Consider the following 14,315-nt stretch of genomic DNA (forward strand, 5'->3'; position numbering starts at 1 on the left):
GGGAGTCCTTACTTTCCGACGAAGATGCCGTTGGAGCGGCGGGCGGCGAGGTAGAAAACGATGCTGAGGATGGACAGGACGGCCACGTAGACCGGGAAGATCCAGCTGAGGTTCAGGGATTGGAACCAGACCAGCAGGTAGGAGGCGGTGCCGCCGAAGAGCGCGACGCCGATTCCATAGCCCAGGGCTACGCCCGTGCCGCGGATGTTCTTGGGCATCAGGGAGGAGCTGACCACGTTGTAGAGGGTCATGTTCAGCACCAGGACGATGGAGCCGCCCAGCAGGACTGCCGCGAAGCCGCCGATGCCCGGCTGGACGTAGAAGAGCATGAGGAACACCGACGGGATCGCCAGGATGCGGGTGATGAGGAACCAGCGGGACATCGACTTGCCGTCGGTCAGCTTGCCGATGATCCAGCTGCCAGCCACCAGGATGACGCCCAGGACCGTGGTGAGGGCGAAGACGGCGGTGGGGTCTTCCTTGAACCCGCTGCGGGCAGCGCTGGGAAGGCCAACGTTCCAGGCGTAGTTGTAGGCCTGTGCTGCGCCGACGACAAAGATGATGGCCAGCACGGAGAGCCAGTGCTTGCGGACTCCGGACCAGACGGCGCGGGGAGTGTTGCTGGCCATTTCCTCGGCCTTGAGGGTTTCCGGGAGCGAACGGCGGAGGTAGAGGACCACGAAACCGAAGAGGGCGCCGACGATGAACGGCACGCGCCAGCCCCACTCGGCCATGACGGCACCGCCCAGGACCAGGCTGCACAGGAAGCTGATCAGTGAGGCCAGCAGTATGCCGATGTTCACGTAGAAGCTCATCAGGCCGGCGACATAACCTTCGCGGCCCTCGGGCGCCAGCTCCAGGGCATGGGACGTGGAAAGCGGGGCTTCGATGCCTGTGGAAATGCCCTGCAGCACGCGGCAGACCAGCAGGATGACGCCGGCCCACGCGCCGATCTGCTGGTAGCTCGGGGTGACGGCGATGATCAGCGTGGTGCCTGCCATGAGCATGATGGACAGCAGCATGACCCGGCGGCGGCCCACGCGGTCGGCCAGGGTGCCGAGCAGGATGCCGCCCAGCGGACGGAAGGCGAACCCGACGGCGAACACGGCCAGCGCGTTCAAGGTGGCGGAGAGCGGATCGGTATTGGGGAAGAAATTGGGCCCGATGAAGGCAGAGAGGAGGCCGAAGACCATCCAGTCGTACCACTCGAGGGCGTTGCCGAGGCCGAGGCCCAGCAGGCCCTTGCGGACCTCGGGGGTGAATTTTTCGTGTTTGGTGCGGGATGAGGGGGAGGGGGACGTGACGGCGTTGTCCGTCCCTTGGGGGTCTGCCGTTTGTGTTTCGAGCATGGAAGTGTCCTTACGCTTACGCCGCAATGGGCGTGGGAGGGTATGACGCAGGAACGCCTGTTGGAAAAGGCGCTTCATGCGAAGGATGCAAGGAGTGTCTGCGGCCACGGTTCGTGTCCGGACAGTTAGGGGATAACGCAGGTGCCGGTTGGGGACGGCAGTGCTACCACGCGTGTGGTGCGTTGACCCAGATGGCTACGCATACCTCTTCGTAGCTGTTCTTGTACCAGTGCGGGATCTCCGAGGAGTACGTGATGGAGTCGCCCTCCTCAAGGCTGTAGCAGACGCCGTCCAGGAAGACGTCCTTGCGGCCCGAGATGATGTAGCAGAACTCCTCACCGCTGTGGGTGAAGGGTGTGCCGCTGGTGTCATGCCCCGGGGGCGTGCTGATCCACTGCGCTTCGATGTTTCCGTCGCGGTTGGGGGTCAGCAGTTCGTGAATTGCTTCGCCCACCGACTCGCGGGTCACGTTTTTCAGGTTGCGTCGGTCCGACTTTCGAACGACGGGGGACTTGGATTCATTTTGGCCAATGAAGAACCTCCCTACGGGGACGTCCAATCCGTGGGCCAGCTGTGCCAGCGTGGTGAAGGAAGGGTTGGCCAAGCCGCGTTCGATCTGGCTGACGATTGCCTGGCTGAGGCCGGTGATGTCCGAGAGCTGGGCCAGGGTCATGCCTTTGGCCTTCCGCATGGAGCGCACCTTGTTTCCGACGGTCGCCAGAAGTTCGCTGGTGGCCGGTGGGGCGGGTGTCTCGGTGGTCATCGCGCTTCCTTCGTTGGTGAGCTAACTCACACAACTATAGTGAAGATTTTTAGCGAGTCAACGATTTCTTCTTGATTAAAGTGAAAATCTTTACAGGAGTGCAGATTCCGGGCCGCTGCTGCCCGCGATCCCGCCCCGGCCGCCCGCCGTCGTGCTCTTCCGCCCGCCGTCCGGCCGCCCGCCGGCGTGCCCTTTAAAGCAAAAAGCTGGTGCAGCCGCCTGCGCCTACGCAGGGCAACTGCACCAACCGGTGGTTAAAACATTCAGATTGCTATGAAGCGTTCCTCATTAGCGGCTCCTTATGTCCCGGCTACGCGATCCGGGCTACCTGCGGTCCTCGGCCAGATGCCTTGAGAGGATCCAGCCGGCGCCAATCATCACCACACCCAGCACCATGAGGGTCCAGCTATCCAGCGTGTTCAGCGACAGGAAATTGGCCGCCGATCCCACTCCGACACTGAGCCCGAAGATGCTGAGGACGATGTACAGCGCGCCAAAGCCCATAAGGAAGTTCCGGGCGCCCATTCCATTGCGGGACATTGCCCAGCCTGTTGCACCGATGACCAGCTGCACAATGTTCAGCAGCATGGATACCTGGAACAGGTTGAGGAACATGGCGTGCGAATCAGGCCCCAAGAACCTTAGTTCGCTGTACTGCTGGGTAATGCCCGGGATAAACGCCAGGACACCCGCCAACATCAGGACAATACCTACACCCATGCCAACGTTCTGGACGTCGGTACGCCCGAAGTGAACGCCATGTGCATGTGGCGATGCGGTAGTCATTTTTCTGCCTCCAACCACTGATTGCGGACAATCCAATTTTACGGCTCAGTAACGAAAAAAGCGCTGGGGGATGGGGAGTTCTGCCCAGCGACAGGACGGTCCCGTTCTGCTGAACTGGCAGGACCATGAGCCTTGTAACACCGACCCTCCGAACCCTGCTGGCCGTCGTCGTGCTTATCTCCGCCGCCGGCTGCAGCGTGGCCGTGCCGGCCGGGACAGCGCCTGCTATCGGGATACTGAGGATGGGCGAACCCGGGCACCTCAACCCCGGCCCCCTCAACCCCGGCCCCCTCAACAGGGCCGAGCAGCTCCTGCCCAAGGTGAACGCGCAGCCGTGGGCGGCGCCGCTGCCGGTGGTGGTGCAGTCGGCCGGCAAGGACATGCAGTGTTCCATCAGCGCCGATGCTGCTGCCTGCCACCTGCTCACGGACGTCCCGCCCCGGCCCGGTGACATCAAGGGCCAATGCACAGGGGTCAGCGAGTACCGCGGCGGGTATGCGGTGGTGACGCTCGACGGCGGCGCCCAGTACGGGTTGTGCGGCAACGGAACGTCCCCGATGGAGGCGGAGGAAGTGGCCGGACCGGAGTTTCCCGGGCCGTGGATCCAGGACGGCGAGACGGTGCGGCTGGGCAACATGGTGTGCGAACGGGCGCCGGGCGCCATGACCTGCGCGCATCTTCGGACGGGCCACGGCTTCATGATCAGCACGGACAACTACGAGCTCTGGTAACTCCGGGCTTTGAGCCTGTCGCACACGTGCCCGGGGCGCCTCCCGTGACACCATGGAACACGATGAAACTGCGCGCTGATCAGACCGGAGACCGTGGCATTCCCATGCCCTTGTGGCTGCAGGGGGCGCTCGAGTCGGCGCAGGCAGCGGTCATCTCCGCGCTGGTGGTGCTGGCGCCCATCGTCGCCGTGTGGGCAACGGCCGGATTCCAGAACAACAACTTCGACGCCCTGGCCCGGCTTGGCGGCCAGGCCTGGCTGCTGATCCACGGCGTGCCGCTGCATCTGACGACCGTGGCGGGGGAAGCCGCGGCGCAGCCGGAATCGGGCACGCTGTCGCTGATCCCGCTGGGCCTGACGCTCATCCCGTTCCTGCTGGCGTGGCGGGCGGGCCGGCGCCTGGCCCGGGCCTCGTACACGGACCAGCTGTGGCAGGCCCTGCTGGGTTCCTGGCTGGTGTATGCCGGCTTCGGGATGGCGACTGGCTTCGTGTGCCGCACCGACGACGTCGCCATTTTCCTCTGGTTCGCCGGGCTGATGCCGCTGGTCCCGTTCGGCCTGGGCATGGTGGTGGGTGCCCGGCGCGAAGCGGGGTCCTGGAGCCGGCTCATCGGCGTCGACGCGGTGGACTGGATCGCGCGGACCAGCCAGCATTCCCGCTGGGCCGGTTCCTACCTCGGCTCCGCGGTCAAAGCCGGCTTCGTCGCGCTGATGGCTGCCTTCACCATGTCCGCCGCGCTGCTTGCGGTGGACCTCTTTATCCACTGGGACCTGGTGATCGCCGTGTATGAAGGGCTCGACGCCGGCGCAATGGGCGGTGCCGTGCTCACCATCGCGCAACTCGGCTTCCTCCCCAACCTGGCCGTCTTTGCGCTCGCCTGGACCTCCGGCTCCGGCTTCGCCCTGGGCGTCGGCTCGCAGGCCGGCCCGCTGGGAACCGCCGTTGGCCCGCTGCCGTCCATCCCGGTGTTCGCCGCGCTACCCTCCGGATCACTGGATTACGGCTTCGTGGCGCTGGTGGTGCCGGTCCTGGCCGGTGCACTGGCAGGCTGGTGGTTCCTGCGCGAAGGCGAAAACCACTTCGACGAATGGCTGTCCATCAAGGTCCGTTCCCGCTGGTTCACGGCATCGGCATCAACCGTCGTCCTTGGAGCAATCATCGGCGTCGCGGCGGGCCTGATGGCGGGAGGCCTGGCTTGGATGGCCCGCGGGTCGGCCGGGATCGGCCGCCTCACGGACATCGGCCCGGACCCGTTGGGCACCTCGCTGTGGGTGGCCGCCGAGGTCGCCATCGGCGTCGTGATCGGCTACGCGGCGGGACCGTGGCTGGAACGCCAGCAGAAACTGCGTGAAGCGGACCTGGAAGTGTCCAAGCCGTAGGAGGTGCCGCCGTCGGGCGTTACTTTCTTTAGGCTCAGCGGAGCTGGGCGGGGAGGGACTTCTGCAGCTGCGTCTGGCACTGGGTCAGCGCCTGCTGGGTCAGTGCGCTGCGGGAGCACTGCTGGAAGTCGCGGACCTGGTTGAAGAACACCGCGGAAACCAGGATCAGCAGCACCATCACCGCCGACACCACCAGCCCCGAGATGGTCCCGAAAAGGACCAGCTTGGATTCCTTGAGCTTGATGGCCCGGACCAGCACCATGACGCCGAGCACGATGCTCGCTGCCGTCAGGATGGCGGTCAGCCACACGTAGGTGACGTCCAGCTGGTAGACGAAGAAGGCGCCAAGGACGGCCACGATAAAAGCACGGAACAGGTTGTGCGTCTTCAGCAGCGACGTCTTCGCGGCCTCGGTGAGGGGTTGCCGGGCCTGCTGGGGACCTGCGGGGTCCTTCGGGGGGTTCATGTTTTCCAGCCTACGCGAGCGGCCCCATAAGCTAGAGCCATGCGCATCGTTGTCCTCGTGTCCGGTACCGGCTCCAACCTCCAGGCCGTCATTGACGCCGTCAAGGCGGGCGAGCTGGACGTGGAGATAGCCGCCGTCGGCGCGGACCGGCCCGGGACCTACGGCGTGGAGCGTTCGGCCGCTGCCGGAATCCCGACCTTCGTGGTGGACTTCAAGGCCTACGCCGACCGTGCGGACTGGAACTCGGCGCTGACCGAAGCAGTGGCCGCATATGAGCCGGACGTGGTGGTCTCCTCGGGTTTCATGCGGATCGTCAGCCCCGAGTTCATCGACGCGTTCGGCGGCAAATACCTCAACACGCACCCGGCCCTGCTTCCTGCTTTCCCCGGAGCCCACGGTGTCCGGGACGCTATGGCCTACGGCGTCAAAGTCACGGGCTGCACGGTTCACTGGGCGGACGCCGGCGTGGACACGGGCCCCATCATCGCCCAGGAAGCCGTGGCCATCCGCGACGACGACACCGAGGACACCCTGCACGAACGCATCAAGGTGGTGGAGCGCAGGCTCCTGGTCTCGACCCTGGCGCAGCTCGCCGCCGCCTAATTCTTGTCGTGTGCGCACCCAACTGACTGGCACTTAACGTCGTGAAACGCGGTTTTCACGACGTTATCTGCGAGTCAGTTGGGTGATCGTGCGCAGTTCTGTGGATAACTCCTGAGTGCGGGCCCGGCGTTTGAAATCATGAGGAATGCGAGATCCGAACCCACTGCCCGCCCCGCTGGGTGATGCACCCTTCACTGTCTACGAAGCTGTCGACGCCGGCGTGACTCCCGGGCGTCTTAGGTTCCGTGAACTGCGCGTCCCAAGCCGCGGCGTCCGCATCCCAAGTACCGGGGAGCCTCTCGACCGGCTCAAGCTCGTCAGGCCGTACACGGTGGTGACCCCGTTCTCGGCGGCCTCGCACACCACGGCTTTTGTATTGTGGGGGCTTCCGGGGTACCTCCCAAATCGGGACGATGAGCGGATACATATCTCGCGTCCTGACACGATGGCTATTCCGCGTCGCCGAGGCGTGGTGGGGCATGTCGGGCAGTTCTTTTCCGACGAGGTAATCAACCTCGGAGGCTTGTTGATTACCACCCCTGCACGGACCTGGCTGGATTGCTCACGGAAGATGAGCATCAATGAACTGACCGTTGTGGCAGACCACCTGCTAAGGATTCCCCGGCCCGAATTCGAGGGCCGAACGGAGCCGCACGCCACGCTGGAGGAACTCGAGGACATGCTGGACCGGCACAAGGGAACTCCCGGCATCCGCAAAGCCCGGCTCGCTTTGGAACAGGCGCGCGTGGGAGCGGATTCGGCGCCGGAAACCCGCCTGCGGCTGGCTTTGGAGAACGCGGGCCTGCCGGAGCCCAAACTGAACGTTCCCGCGGAGGTGCGTCCCGGCGTCGTGCGTCAACCGGACCTCGCCTATCCGGAACACAAAGTGGCGGTGGAGTATGACGGCGACGGGCATTCCGAGGCGGCGCAGATTATCCGGGACATCGCCCGTGAAGAGGATTTCAGCCGTGGCGGGTGGACACTTGTCCGGATATCCAAGCGGCATATGGTCAACGATGCCCGGCCGGCGGTGGCAAAGGTCCGTACGGCACTCGTGAGCCGCGGCTGGGTACCCAAGTGACTGGCAGTTAACGTCGTGAAAAGCGCGTTTCGCGACGTTAACTGCCAGTCAGTTGGGGTTGGGGGAGCGGGGGGCTTGCTTGGCGGATGGGCCGCTTACGCCAGCGTGCGCTGCTTGGTCTCGGGGGAGAAGAACGCCATCCACAGCACCGACAGCAGGACCAGGCCGCCGGCCAGCGCGAACGACGTCGCCAGGCCCAGCTGCGGCCACAGGACGGAGGCGAAAATCAGCGGGCCGAAGCCTGCCCCCAGCCGGGAGAACGTGGACGCCCAGCCGAAACCCGTGCCGCGCAGGTCCGTCGGGTACAGCTCGGAGACGTACGTGTACAGCACCGGGATGGCCACCTGCACGATGAAGCCGAACACCAGCAGCCAGAACACAGCGGCCGACGGGATGTCCACCACGAATGCCACGATCACCAGCGTCAGCGCCGACAGCGGCCCGGTAATTGCCAGGATCCACTTGCGGCCCACCCGCTCAACCAGCACTGCGGCCACCACCACACCCAGGAGCCCGACGGCGGCCATGGACGCCGTCGTGAGGAATGCCTTGTAGTCCTGGAAACCGGCGCCGATGAGGATCCGCGGCATCCACGTCAGGGACAGGTAGTAGACCAGCAGGATGCTGAAGAACAGGGACCAGGCGGCCGCGGTGATCTTCCAGTTGAAACGCCAGACGCGGACCAGCTGGAGCCAGGCGCTCCCGGCGGAGAGCCGCGGGGCATCCTGTGCTTCAGGCAGGCTGTAGGCGCGGGGCTCGGCGCCGGTGGCCTTGACCAGGTCGTCGATGACCTTGGCGGCCTCGTCGCGGCGGCCCTTGCGGATGAGGAACAGCGGAGACTCGGGCACGCTGCGCCGCACCCAGAACACCAGCAGGGCCGGCAGCACCATCACCAGCATGGTCAGCCTCCAGTCCGCGAACGCGGCCACGAGCCAGGCGGAGACGAAGCCGCACAGGGCGGCGCCCACCGGCCACCAGCCGTCCATCGCCGTGAGCACCCTGCCGCGCTGCTTTCGCGGCGTGAATTCACCGACCAGGGCGTAGTCCACGGGAATGCACCCGCCCAAGCCGAAACCGGCCATGAAACGGAACACGCAGAACCAGATGAAATCGGGGGAGAAGGCACCCAGCACCGTGAAGAGGGAGAAAATCAGCAAGGTGGCGGTGAAGGCCTTCTTGCGTCCGATAGTGTCCGCGATGGTGCCCCAGGCGAACGCGCCCAGCGCCATGCCGACCAGGTTCGCCGTTCCGATCCACGCGGCGTCGCCGGGGGACAGCGCCCAGTGGGTGGACAGCAGCGGAATGAGGATCCCGTTGAGCGTCACATCCCAGGCATCGAACATAAAACCCAGGCCGCCGATCAGGAAGATCCGGCCCTGGACCTTCCACCGCCACGGCAGTTCCTGGACCACCTGTTCGCCGTTGGGCACAGTGGTGTAAGTATTCATCTCGGCCTCCTGGGAAAACTCTACGTCGCAGTGGCGGGTCTGCGCGCGGCCTTCACACACCGGCACGCAGGGAGGGCATCCGGCGGGACGCGATAAACTGGCCTCATCCCCACCAACCGCGGCACCCACCGTGTCAAAAGACGGAGACCTTTGTGAGCTTTACGCAGCTAGACCGTGTTCCCATCCGCCGAGCCCTGATCTCGGTCTACGACAAGACCGGTCTGGAGGAGCTCGCGAAGGGCCTGCACGAAGCAGGCGTCAAGATTGTTTCCACCGGGTCCACCGCGAAGAAGATCGCTGCCGCCGGCATCCCGGTGCAGGAAGTCGAGGAAGTCACCGGCTCCCCGGAAATGCTCGACGGCCGTGTCAAGACGCTCCACCCCCGCGTCCACGGCGGCATCCTGGCCGACCGCCGGGTTCCCGCCCACATGGAGACGCTGGCCAAGATGGAGATTGAGGCGTTCGACCTCGTCGTTGTGAACCTCTACCCGTTCGTGGATACCGTCAAGTCCGGTGCCGCGCAGGACGACGTCGTCGAGCAGATCGACATCGGAGGGCCCGCAATGGTGCGCTCCGCGGCGAAGAACCACGCTGCTGTCACGATCGTCACGGATCCGAACTTCTACGGCGATGTTGTCCGCGCCGCCGCCGAGGGCGGTTTTGACCTGAAGACCCGCCAGCGCCTGGCCGCCAAGGCCTTCGCGCACACCGCCAGCTACGACAACGCCGTGGCCACCTGGACGGCCAGCCAGTTCCTCGACGAGGACGGCGACGGCGTGATTGACTGGCCCGCTTACGCAGGCGTGGCCCTGGAGCGTTCCGAAGTGCTCCGCTACGGCGAAAACCCGCATCAGCAGGCCGCACTGTACGTTGACAGGGCTGCTCCGGCCGGCATCGCCCAGGCGGACCAGCTGCACGGCAAGGCCATGAGCTACAACAACTACGTCGACGCCGACGCCGCCCTCCGCGCCGCGTTCGACTTCGCCGGTCCCGCCGTCGCCGTCATCAAGCACGCCAACCCGTGCGGCGTGGCTGTTGGCTCTGCTGACGCGGCGGACCCCATCGCCGACGCCCACGCCAAGGCCCACGCCTGCGATCCCGTCTCCGCGTTCGGCGGCGTCATCGCGTCCAACCGCACGGTCACAGCCGGCATGGCTCGCACCGTGGCGGGCATCTTCACCGAAGTGGTCATCGCCCCGGACTTCGAGGACGAAGCCGTGGAGATCCTCTCCAAGAAGAAGAACATCCGCCTGCTGGCACTCCCCGAGGGCTACGGCCGCTACCCGACGGAGTTCCGCCAGGTGTCCGGCGGCATGCTGGTGCAGGCCACCGACAAGGTGGACGCTGAGGGCGACAACCCTGCGAACTGGACCCTGGCGGCCGGCGAAGCCGCAGACGACGCAACGCTGGCAGACCTGGCGTTCGCCTGGACCGCCTGCCGCGCGGCCAAGTCCAATGCCATCCTGCTGGCGAACCACGGCGCCGCTGTAGGCATCGGCATGGGCCAGGTCAACCGGCTCGATTCCTGCAAGCTGGCCGTGGAACGCGCCAACACCCTCGGTGTGACCGTGGAGTCCGAGGTTGAGGGTGCCGGCGGTGCCTCGAACGCAGACGCGTCCGGCGCTCCCGAGCGGGCCCGCGGTGCGGTGGCTGCTTCCGACGCCTTCTTCCCGTTCGCAGACGGCCTGCAGATCCTGATCGACGCCGGCGTCCGTGCCGTGGTCCAGCCCGGCGGTTCCGTCCGGGACGACGAGGTCATCGCCGCGGCCAACGCCGCCGGCATCACCATGTACTTCACGGGTGCGCGGCACTTCTTCCACTAGGAAGACGGACAGACCCGGTCACCGGCTCCGGTGGTTGAGCCTGTTGAAACCCTGACCGCGTACGACGGCGACCGCCCCCGGGAGGGGACGGTCGCCGTCGTCGTTTATTCAGTTAGTCCCCGTCAGGTTCGTGGTCAGCCTCAGTTTGGGGGAGCCGGACCTCGCGCGGTTTCGCGTCGGCCAAGCGCTCCGGCGTCCAGTAGGCGAGGATGTCCTCCGGCGCCTGGCTGATCTCGCTGCGGCTCACGGCGTCGCCATTCGAGGACCCGTGATCCGAAGGTTCGTGTTCCGAAGCGGCATTATCCGTAGTCACGGGCTGTCAGTTGGCGGACGATGCACTCGAGTAGGCCTGCTGGATGACGGAGCCCCAGTACGGTCCGTACATGACCTGGGACCGGCTGCCGTAACCGTAGCTGTTGATGGAGTTCTGGTACCCGCCGGAGCTGGTGCCGATGAACCACGGGCCGCCCGAGGATCCGCCGGTCATGTCGCAGGGGATGCCCTGGGACTGGAACTGCGGGTTGTAGGGGTCGTTGCTGGCCGGCCCGGTGCAGCTAACGAGTGACGAACCGTCGAACGGCGCCGCTGCGGGGTAGCCGTAGGACTTGTATGTCAGGCCGCGGGCTGCGTTGAACTGGACACCGGAAGCGCCAACGACGTCGGCAAGGCTCTGGCCGTTGAGCGGTGAGACCACGGCGAAGCCCGTGTCGTACTGCATGTCGCCCGCGGAGCTCCACTGCGTGGGGGCATACAAGGCCTTGGCTGCCCACTTGCCGTAGGGGGCGGCGCCGTCCAGGTAGGCCGGGACGAAGATGAAGTTGGTGGCGAAGGCGCCCGGGCCCTCGTTGATGCAGTGGCCGGCGGTGGACACGGTGCTCTTGTTGGTGGACACCACCGAGTTGCCGGAGCAGACGTAGTTGCTGCCGCCCAGGGTGAAGAAGACCTTGCCGATGTGGGACACCGGACTCTCGTCGGCGTGCAGGGGCGCGGGTTTGCCGTTGCCTGCCTTGCCGGCAATCTTGGTGCTGGAACCCTTTTCCACGGCGGCGGCCGGGGAGGCGTTACCGCGCTGCAGCGCTTTGCTGGCGAGCACGTCGCCGGGGACCGCGGCACGCATGCGGTCAGCGGTCCAGTAGTTGGCGGCACTTGTGCTGTCCACTGACTGGCTGGCAACCTGCCCGCCGTCCTGGGGAGACGGGGCCTGCGGGGATGCAGGCGCGGCAGTTGCTCCGGCAGCTGCACTGACGGCAAGCAGGGCGGCGGCGGACAGGCTCAGGAGGCTGGTGGCCAGAGACTTCGATTTCGTCATGGGTGTCCTCAACAGAAAAGTTTGCGCCGGCCTCAGGTGGTGGCCGCCGCTGGTGGAGATCAACCTACCCACTGTGACAATTGTTGTAAATAGATACTCAAGTTTCGTATTGTGCCTGGTGGGATGTGGTTCCCGTCTCTCCGCGAGCCGGCCAGTGCGACCGTCGGGGGCATGCTACGCGTCGCTGAACGCCACGATGGGCGCCGACGCGCCCTGCTCGGGTAAGTTAAGAATGTTGAAATAACGCCAGAGTTCCAGATGTATGTATACCTTCAGGAGACGCCCCACCAATGGCCAAGATTATTTATACCCACACTGACGAAGCGCCCATGCTGGCCACCTACTCGTTCTTGCCGATTATCGAGGCCTACGCGTCGACTGCCGGTGTGGAAGTGGAGACCCGCGACATCTCCCTCTCTGGCCGCATCATCTCCGTGTTCGGTGACTACCTCACCGAAGAGCAGCGGATCAGCGATGCCCTGGCCGAACTGGGTGCCCTGGCAAAGAAGCCGGAAGCCAACATTATCAAGCTGCCCAACGTCAGCGCCTCGATTCCGCAGCTGAAGGCCGCGATCGCCGAGCTCCAGTCCCAGGGCTACGACCTCCCGGACTACCCTGACAACCCGTCCTCCGACACCGAGACGGACATCCGCTCGCGCTACGACAAGATCAAGGGCTCGGCCGTCAACCCGGTCCTGCGCGAAGGCAACTCCGACCGCCGCGCGCCCCTGTCCGTGAAGAACTACGCCCGCCAGAACCCGCACTCCATGGGCGCCTGGACGCCGGAGTCCAAGACCAACGTGGCCACCATGGGTGCCGAGGACTTCCGCGCCAACGAAAAGTCGGTGGTCATCGAAGCTGATGACACCGTCAAGATCCAGCTGGTCAAAGAAGATGGCACCGTCAAGGTCCTGAAGCGCGGGTTCCCCGTCCTGGCCGGCGAGGTTGTTGACGGCACCGTGATGCGCGCCGCCGCCTTGGACGAATTCCTGGCAGCCCAAGTTGTCCGCGCCAAGGAAGAAGGCGTGCTGTTCTCTGCACACCTGAAGGCCACCATGATGAAGGTCTCGGACCCCATCATCTTCGGCCACGTGGTGAAGGCCTACTTCACTGAACTGTTCGACACGTACGGCGAGCAGCTTGCCGCCGCAGGCCTGAGCGCCAACAACGGCCTGGCCTCCATCCTGGGCGGACTCGAAGAACTTCCCGAAGACGTCCGCGAAGGCGTCCAGGCTGCCATCAAGAAGGGCCTCGCCGAAGGCCCCGCACTGGCGATGGTGGACTCGGACAAGGGCATCACCAACCTGCACGTTCCGTCCGACGTCATCGTGGACGCCTCCATGCCCGCGATGATCCGCTCCTCCGGCCACATGTGGGGCCCGGACGGCAAGGAAGCCGACACGCTGGCCGTCCTCCCGGACAGCAGCTACGCCGGCATCTACCAGGTTGTCATCGACGACTGCCGCGCCAACGGCGCCTTTGACCCCACCACCATGGGCACCGTGCCGAACGTAGGCCTCATGGCCCAGGCGGCCGAGGAATACGGCAGCCACGACAAGACCTTCGAGATCCAGTCGTCCGGCGCCGTCCAGCTCGTGGACAGCAAGGGCAATGTCCTGATCGAACACCAGGTGGCCCCGGGCGACATCTGGCGTGCCTGCCAGGCCAAGGACGTGCCGATCCGCGACTGGGTCAAGCTGGCCGTCACCCGCGCCCGTGCCTCCGAAACCCCCGCCGTGTTCTGGCTGGATGAAGAGCGTGCCCACGACGCCAACCTGATTGCCAAGGTCAAGGAATACCTCAAGGAGTACGACACCGAGGGCCTCCAGATCGAGATCATGTCCCCGGTCAAGGCCACGGCCTTCACTCTCGAGCGCATCCGCAAGGGCGAGGACACCATCTCGGTGACCGGCAACGTGCTCCGCGACTACCTCACGGACCTTTTCCCGATCCTCGAACTGGGCACCAGTGCCAAGATGCTCTCCGTGGTTCCGCTGATCAACGGCGGCGGACTCTTCGAGACCGGCGCCGGCGGCTCCGCCCCGAAGCACGTCCAGCAGTTGCTGAAGGAAAACCACCTGCGCTGGGACAGCCTGGGTGAATTCCTGGCCCTCGCCGTCAGCTTCGAGCACCTCGCCACCACTACGGGCAACAAGCGTGCCCAGGTTCTCGCCGACACACTGGACCGGGCCACCGGCACGTTCCTGCTCGAGAACAAGTCCCCCCGCCGCAGCGTCGGGGAACTCGACAACCGCGGAAGCCACTTCTACCTCGCCAAGTTCTGGGCGCAGGAGCTGGCCAAGCAGACCGACGACGCCGAGCTGGCCGCCGATTTCGCCGCTGTGTCCGAGGCACTGACCTCCAACGAAGACACCATCGTCGCCGAGCTGCTCGCGGTTCAGGGCTCCCCGGTGGACATCGGCGGTTACTACCACCCGGACGTTGCCAAGGTTGCCGCGGTGATGCGTCCGTCCGCGAAGTTCACCGAAGTGCTCTCGGGACTGGCCAAGTAGCCGGACCCGCCAAAACGCAGAACGCCCCGCCTCCCATCACGGGAGGCGGGGCGTTCTGCTTGCC

General features: G+C 65.4%; 13 protein-coding genes. 6 read left to right on the forward strand and 7 right to left on the reverse strand.

What is annotated here, in order from left to right:
- Positions 1-8 precede the first annotated feature (8 nt).
- From ACSQ1X_RS05645 to ACSQ1X_RS05655, 3 genes are all read right to left on the reverse strand, one after another.
- The gene (locus tag ACSQ1X_RS05645) at positions 9-1,349 is read right to left on the reverse strand and encodes an MFS transporter (protein ID WP_436056975.1); all 1,341 of its coding nucleotides are present in this window, start codon (positions 1,347-1,349) and stop codon (positions 9-11) included.
- Positions 1,350-1,512: 163 nt separating this feature from the next.
- The gene (locus ACSQ1X_RS05650) at positions 1,513-2,112 is read right to left on the reverse strand and encodes a helix-turn-helix domain-containing protein (protein ID WP_436056976.1); all 600 of its coding nucleotides are present in this window, start codon (positions 2,110-2,112) and stop codon (positions 1,513-1,515) included.
- A gap of 324 nt (positions 2,113-2,436) precedes the next feature.
- Complete coding sequence (locus ACSQ1X_RS05655) at positions 2,437-2,898, reverse strand: DUF4383 domain-containing protein (RefSeq protein ID WP_055804268.1); 462 nt, start codon at positions 2,896-2,898, stop codon at positions 2,437-2,439.
- 125 nt (positions 2,899-3,023) lie between these two features.
- On the opposite strand from ACSQ1X_RS05655, the gene ACSQ1X_RS05660 reads away from it, so the two are divergent.
- Both ACSQ1X_RS05660 and ACSQ1X_RS05665 read left to right on the forward strand, forming a co-directional pair.
- Complete coding sequence (locus tag ACSQ1X_RS05660) at positions 3,024-3,629, forward strand: hypothetical protein (protein WP_436056977.1); 606 nt, start codon at positions 3,024-3,026, stop codon at positions 3,627-3,629.
- A 62-nt stretch (positions 3,630-3,691) separates the two neighbouring features.
- Positions 3,692-5,008 carry a cell division protein PerM gene (locus ACSQ1X_RS05665; RefSeq protein WP_436056978.1) on the forward strand — a complete coding sequence of 439 codons (1,317 nt, stop codon included), beginning with the start codon at positions 3,692-3,694 and terminating at the stop codon, positions 5,006-5,008.
- Between the two features lie 34 nt (positions 5,009-5,042).
- On the opposite strand, the gene ACSQ1X_RS05670 is transcribed toward ACSQ1X_RS05665, so the two are convergent.
- Positions 5,043-5,474: a hypothetical protein gene (locus ACSQ1X_RS05670; RefSeq protein WP_055804261.1), complete on the reverse strand. Its 432-nt coding sequence runs from the start codon at positions 5,472-5,474 to the stop codon at positions 5,043-5,045.
- Between the two features lie 39 nt (positions 5,475-5,513).
- Here ACSQ1X_RS05670 and purN point away from each other — a divergent pair, with 39 nt between their 5' ends.
- Positions 5,514-6,077: a phosphoribosylglycinamide formyltransferase gene (gene purN / locus ACSQ1X_RS05675; protein ID WP_436056979.1), complete on the forward strand. Its 564-nt coding sequence runs from the start codon at positions 5,514-5,516 to the stop codon at positions 6,075-6,077.
- Positions 6,078-6,648: 571 nt separating this feature from the next.
- Positions 6,649-7,158, forward strand: coding sequence for an endonuclease domain-containing protein (locus ACSQ1X_RS05680; RefSeq protein WP_436056980.1), 510 nt, complete (start codon positions 6,649-6,651; stop codon positions 7,156-7,158).
- A 95-nt stretch (positions 7,159-7,253) separates the two neighbouring features.
- Here ACSQ1X_RS05680 and ACSQ1X_RS05685 read toward each other — a convergent pair whose 3' ends face one another.
- Positions 7,254-8,606: an MFS transporter gene (locus tag ACSQ1X_RS05685; protein WP_436056981.1), complete on the reverse strand. Its 1,353-nt coding sequence runs from the start codon at positions 8,604-8,606 to the stop codon at positions 7,254-7,256.
- A 152-nt stretch (positions 8,607-8,758) separates the two neighbouring features.
- Between ACSQ1X_RS05685 and purH the strand changes: the two genes are divergently transcribed.
- Positions 8,759-10,429, forward strand: a complete 1,671-nt coding sequence (gene purH / locus ACSQ1X_RS05690; protein WP_436056982.1) for a bifunctional phosphoribosylaminoimidazolecarboxamide formyltransferase/IMP cyclohydrolase — start codon at positions 8,759-8,761, stop codon at positions 10,427-10,429.
- Positions 10,430-10,541: 112 nt separating this feature from the next.
- Here purH and ACSQ1X_RS05695 read toward each other — a convergent pair whose 3' ends face one another.
- Entirely contained in the window at positions 10,542-10,742 is a 201-nt protein-coding gene (locus tag ACSQ1X_RS05695; protein ID WP_436056983.1) for a hypothetical protein, read from the reverse strand.
- 6 nt (positions 10,743-10,748) lie between these two features.
- Positions 10,749-11,738 (reverse strand): trypsin-like serine peptidase, encoded by a 990-nt coding sequence (locus ACSQ1X_RS05700; protein WP_436056984.1) that lies wholly within the window; start codon positions 11,736-11,738, stop codon positions 10,749-10,751.
- A 290-nt stretch (positions 11,739-12,028) separates the two neighbouring features.
- On the opposite strand from ACSQ1X_RS05700, the gene ACSQ1X_RS05705 reads away from it, so the two are divergent.
- Entirely contained in the window at positions 12,029-14,251 is a 2,223-nt protein-coding gene (locus tag ACSQ1X_RS05705) for an NADP-dependent isocitrate dehydrogenase (RefSeq protein WP_055804243.1), read from the forward strand.
- Positions 14,252-14,315 lie beyond the last annotated feature (64 nt).

The organism is Arthrobacter sp. LjRoot78 (assembly GCF_964254335.1).
Lineage (GTDB): Bacteria > Actinomycetota > Actinomycetes > Actinomycetales > Micrococcaceae > Arthrobacter.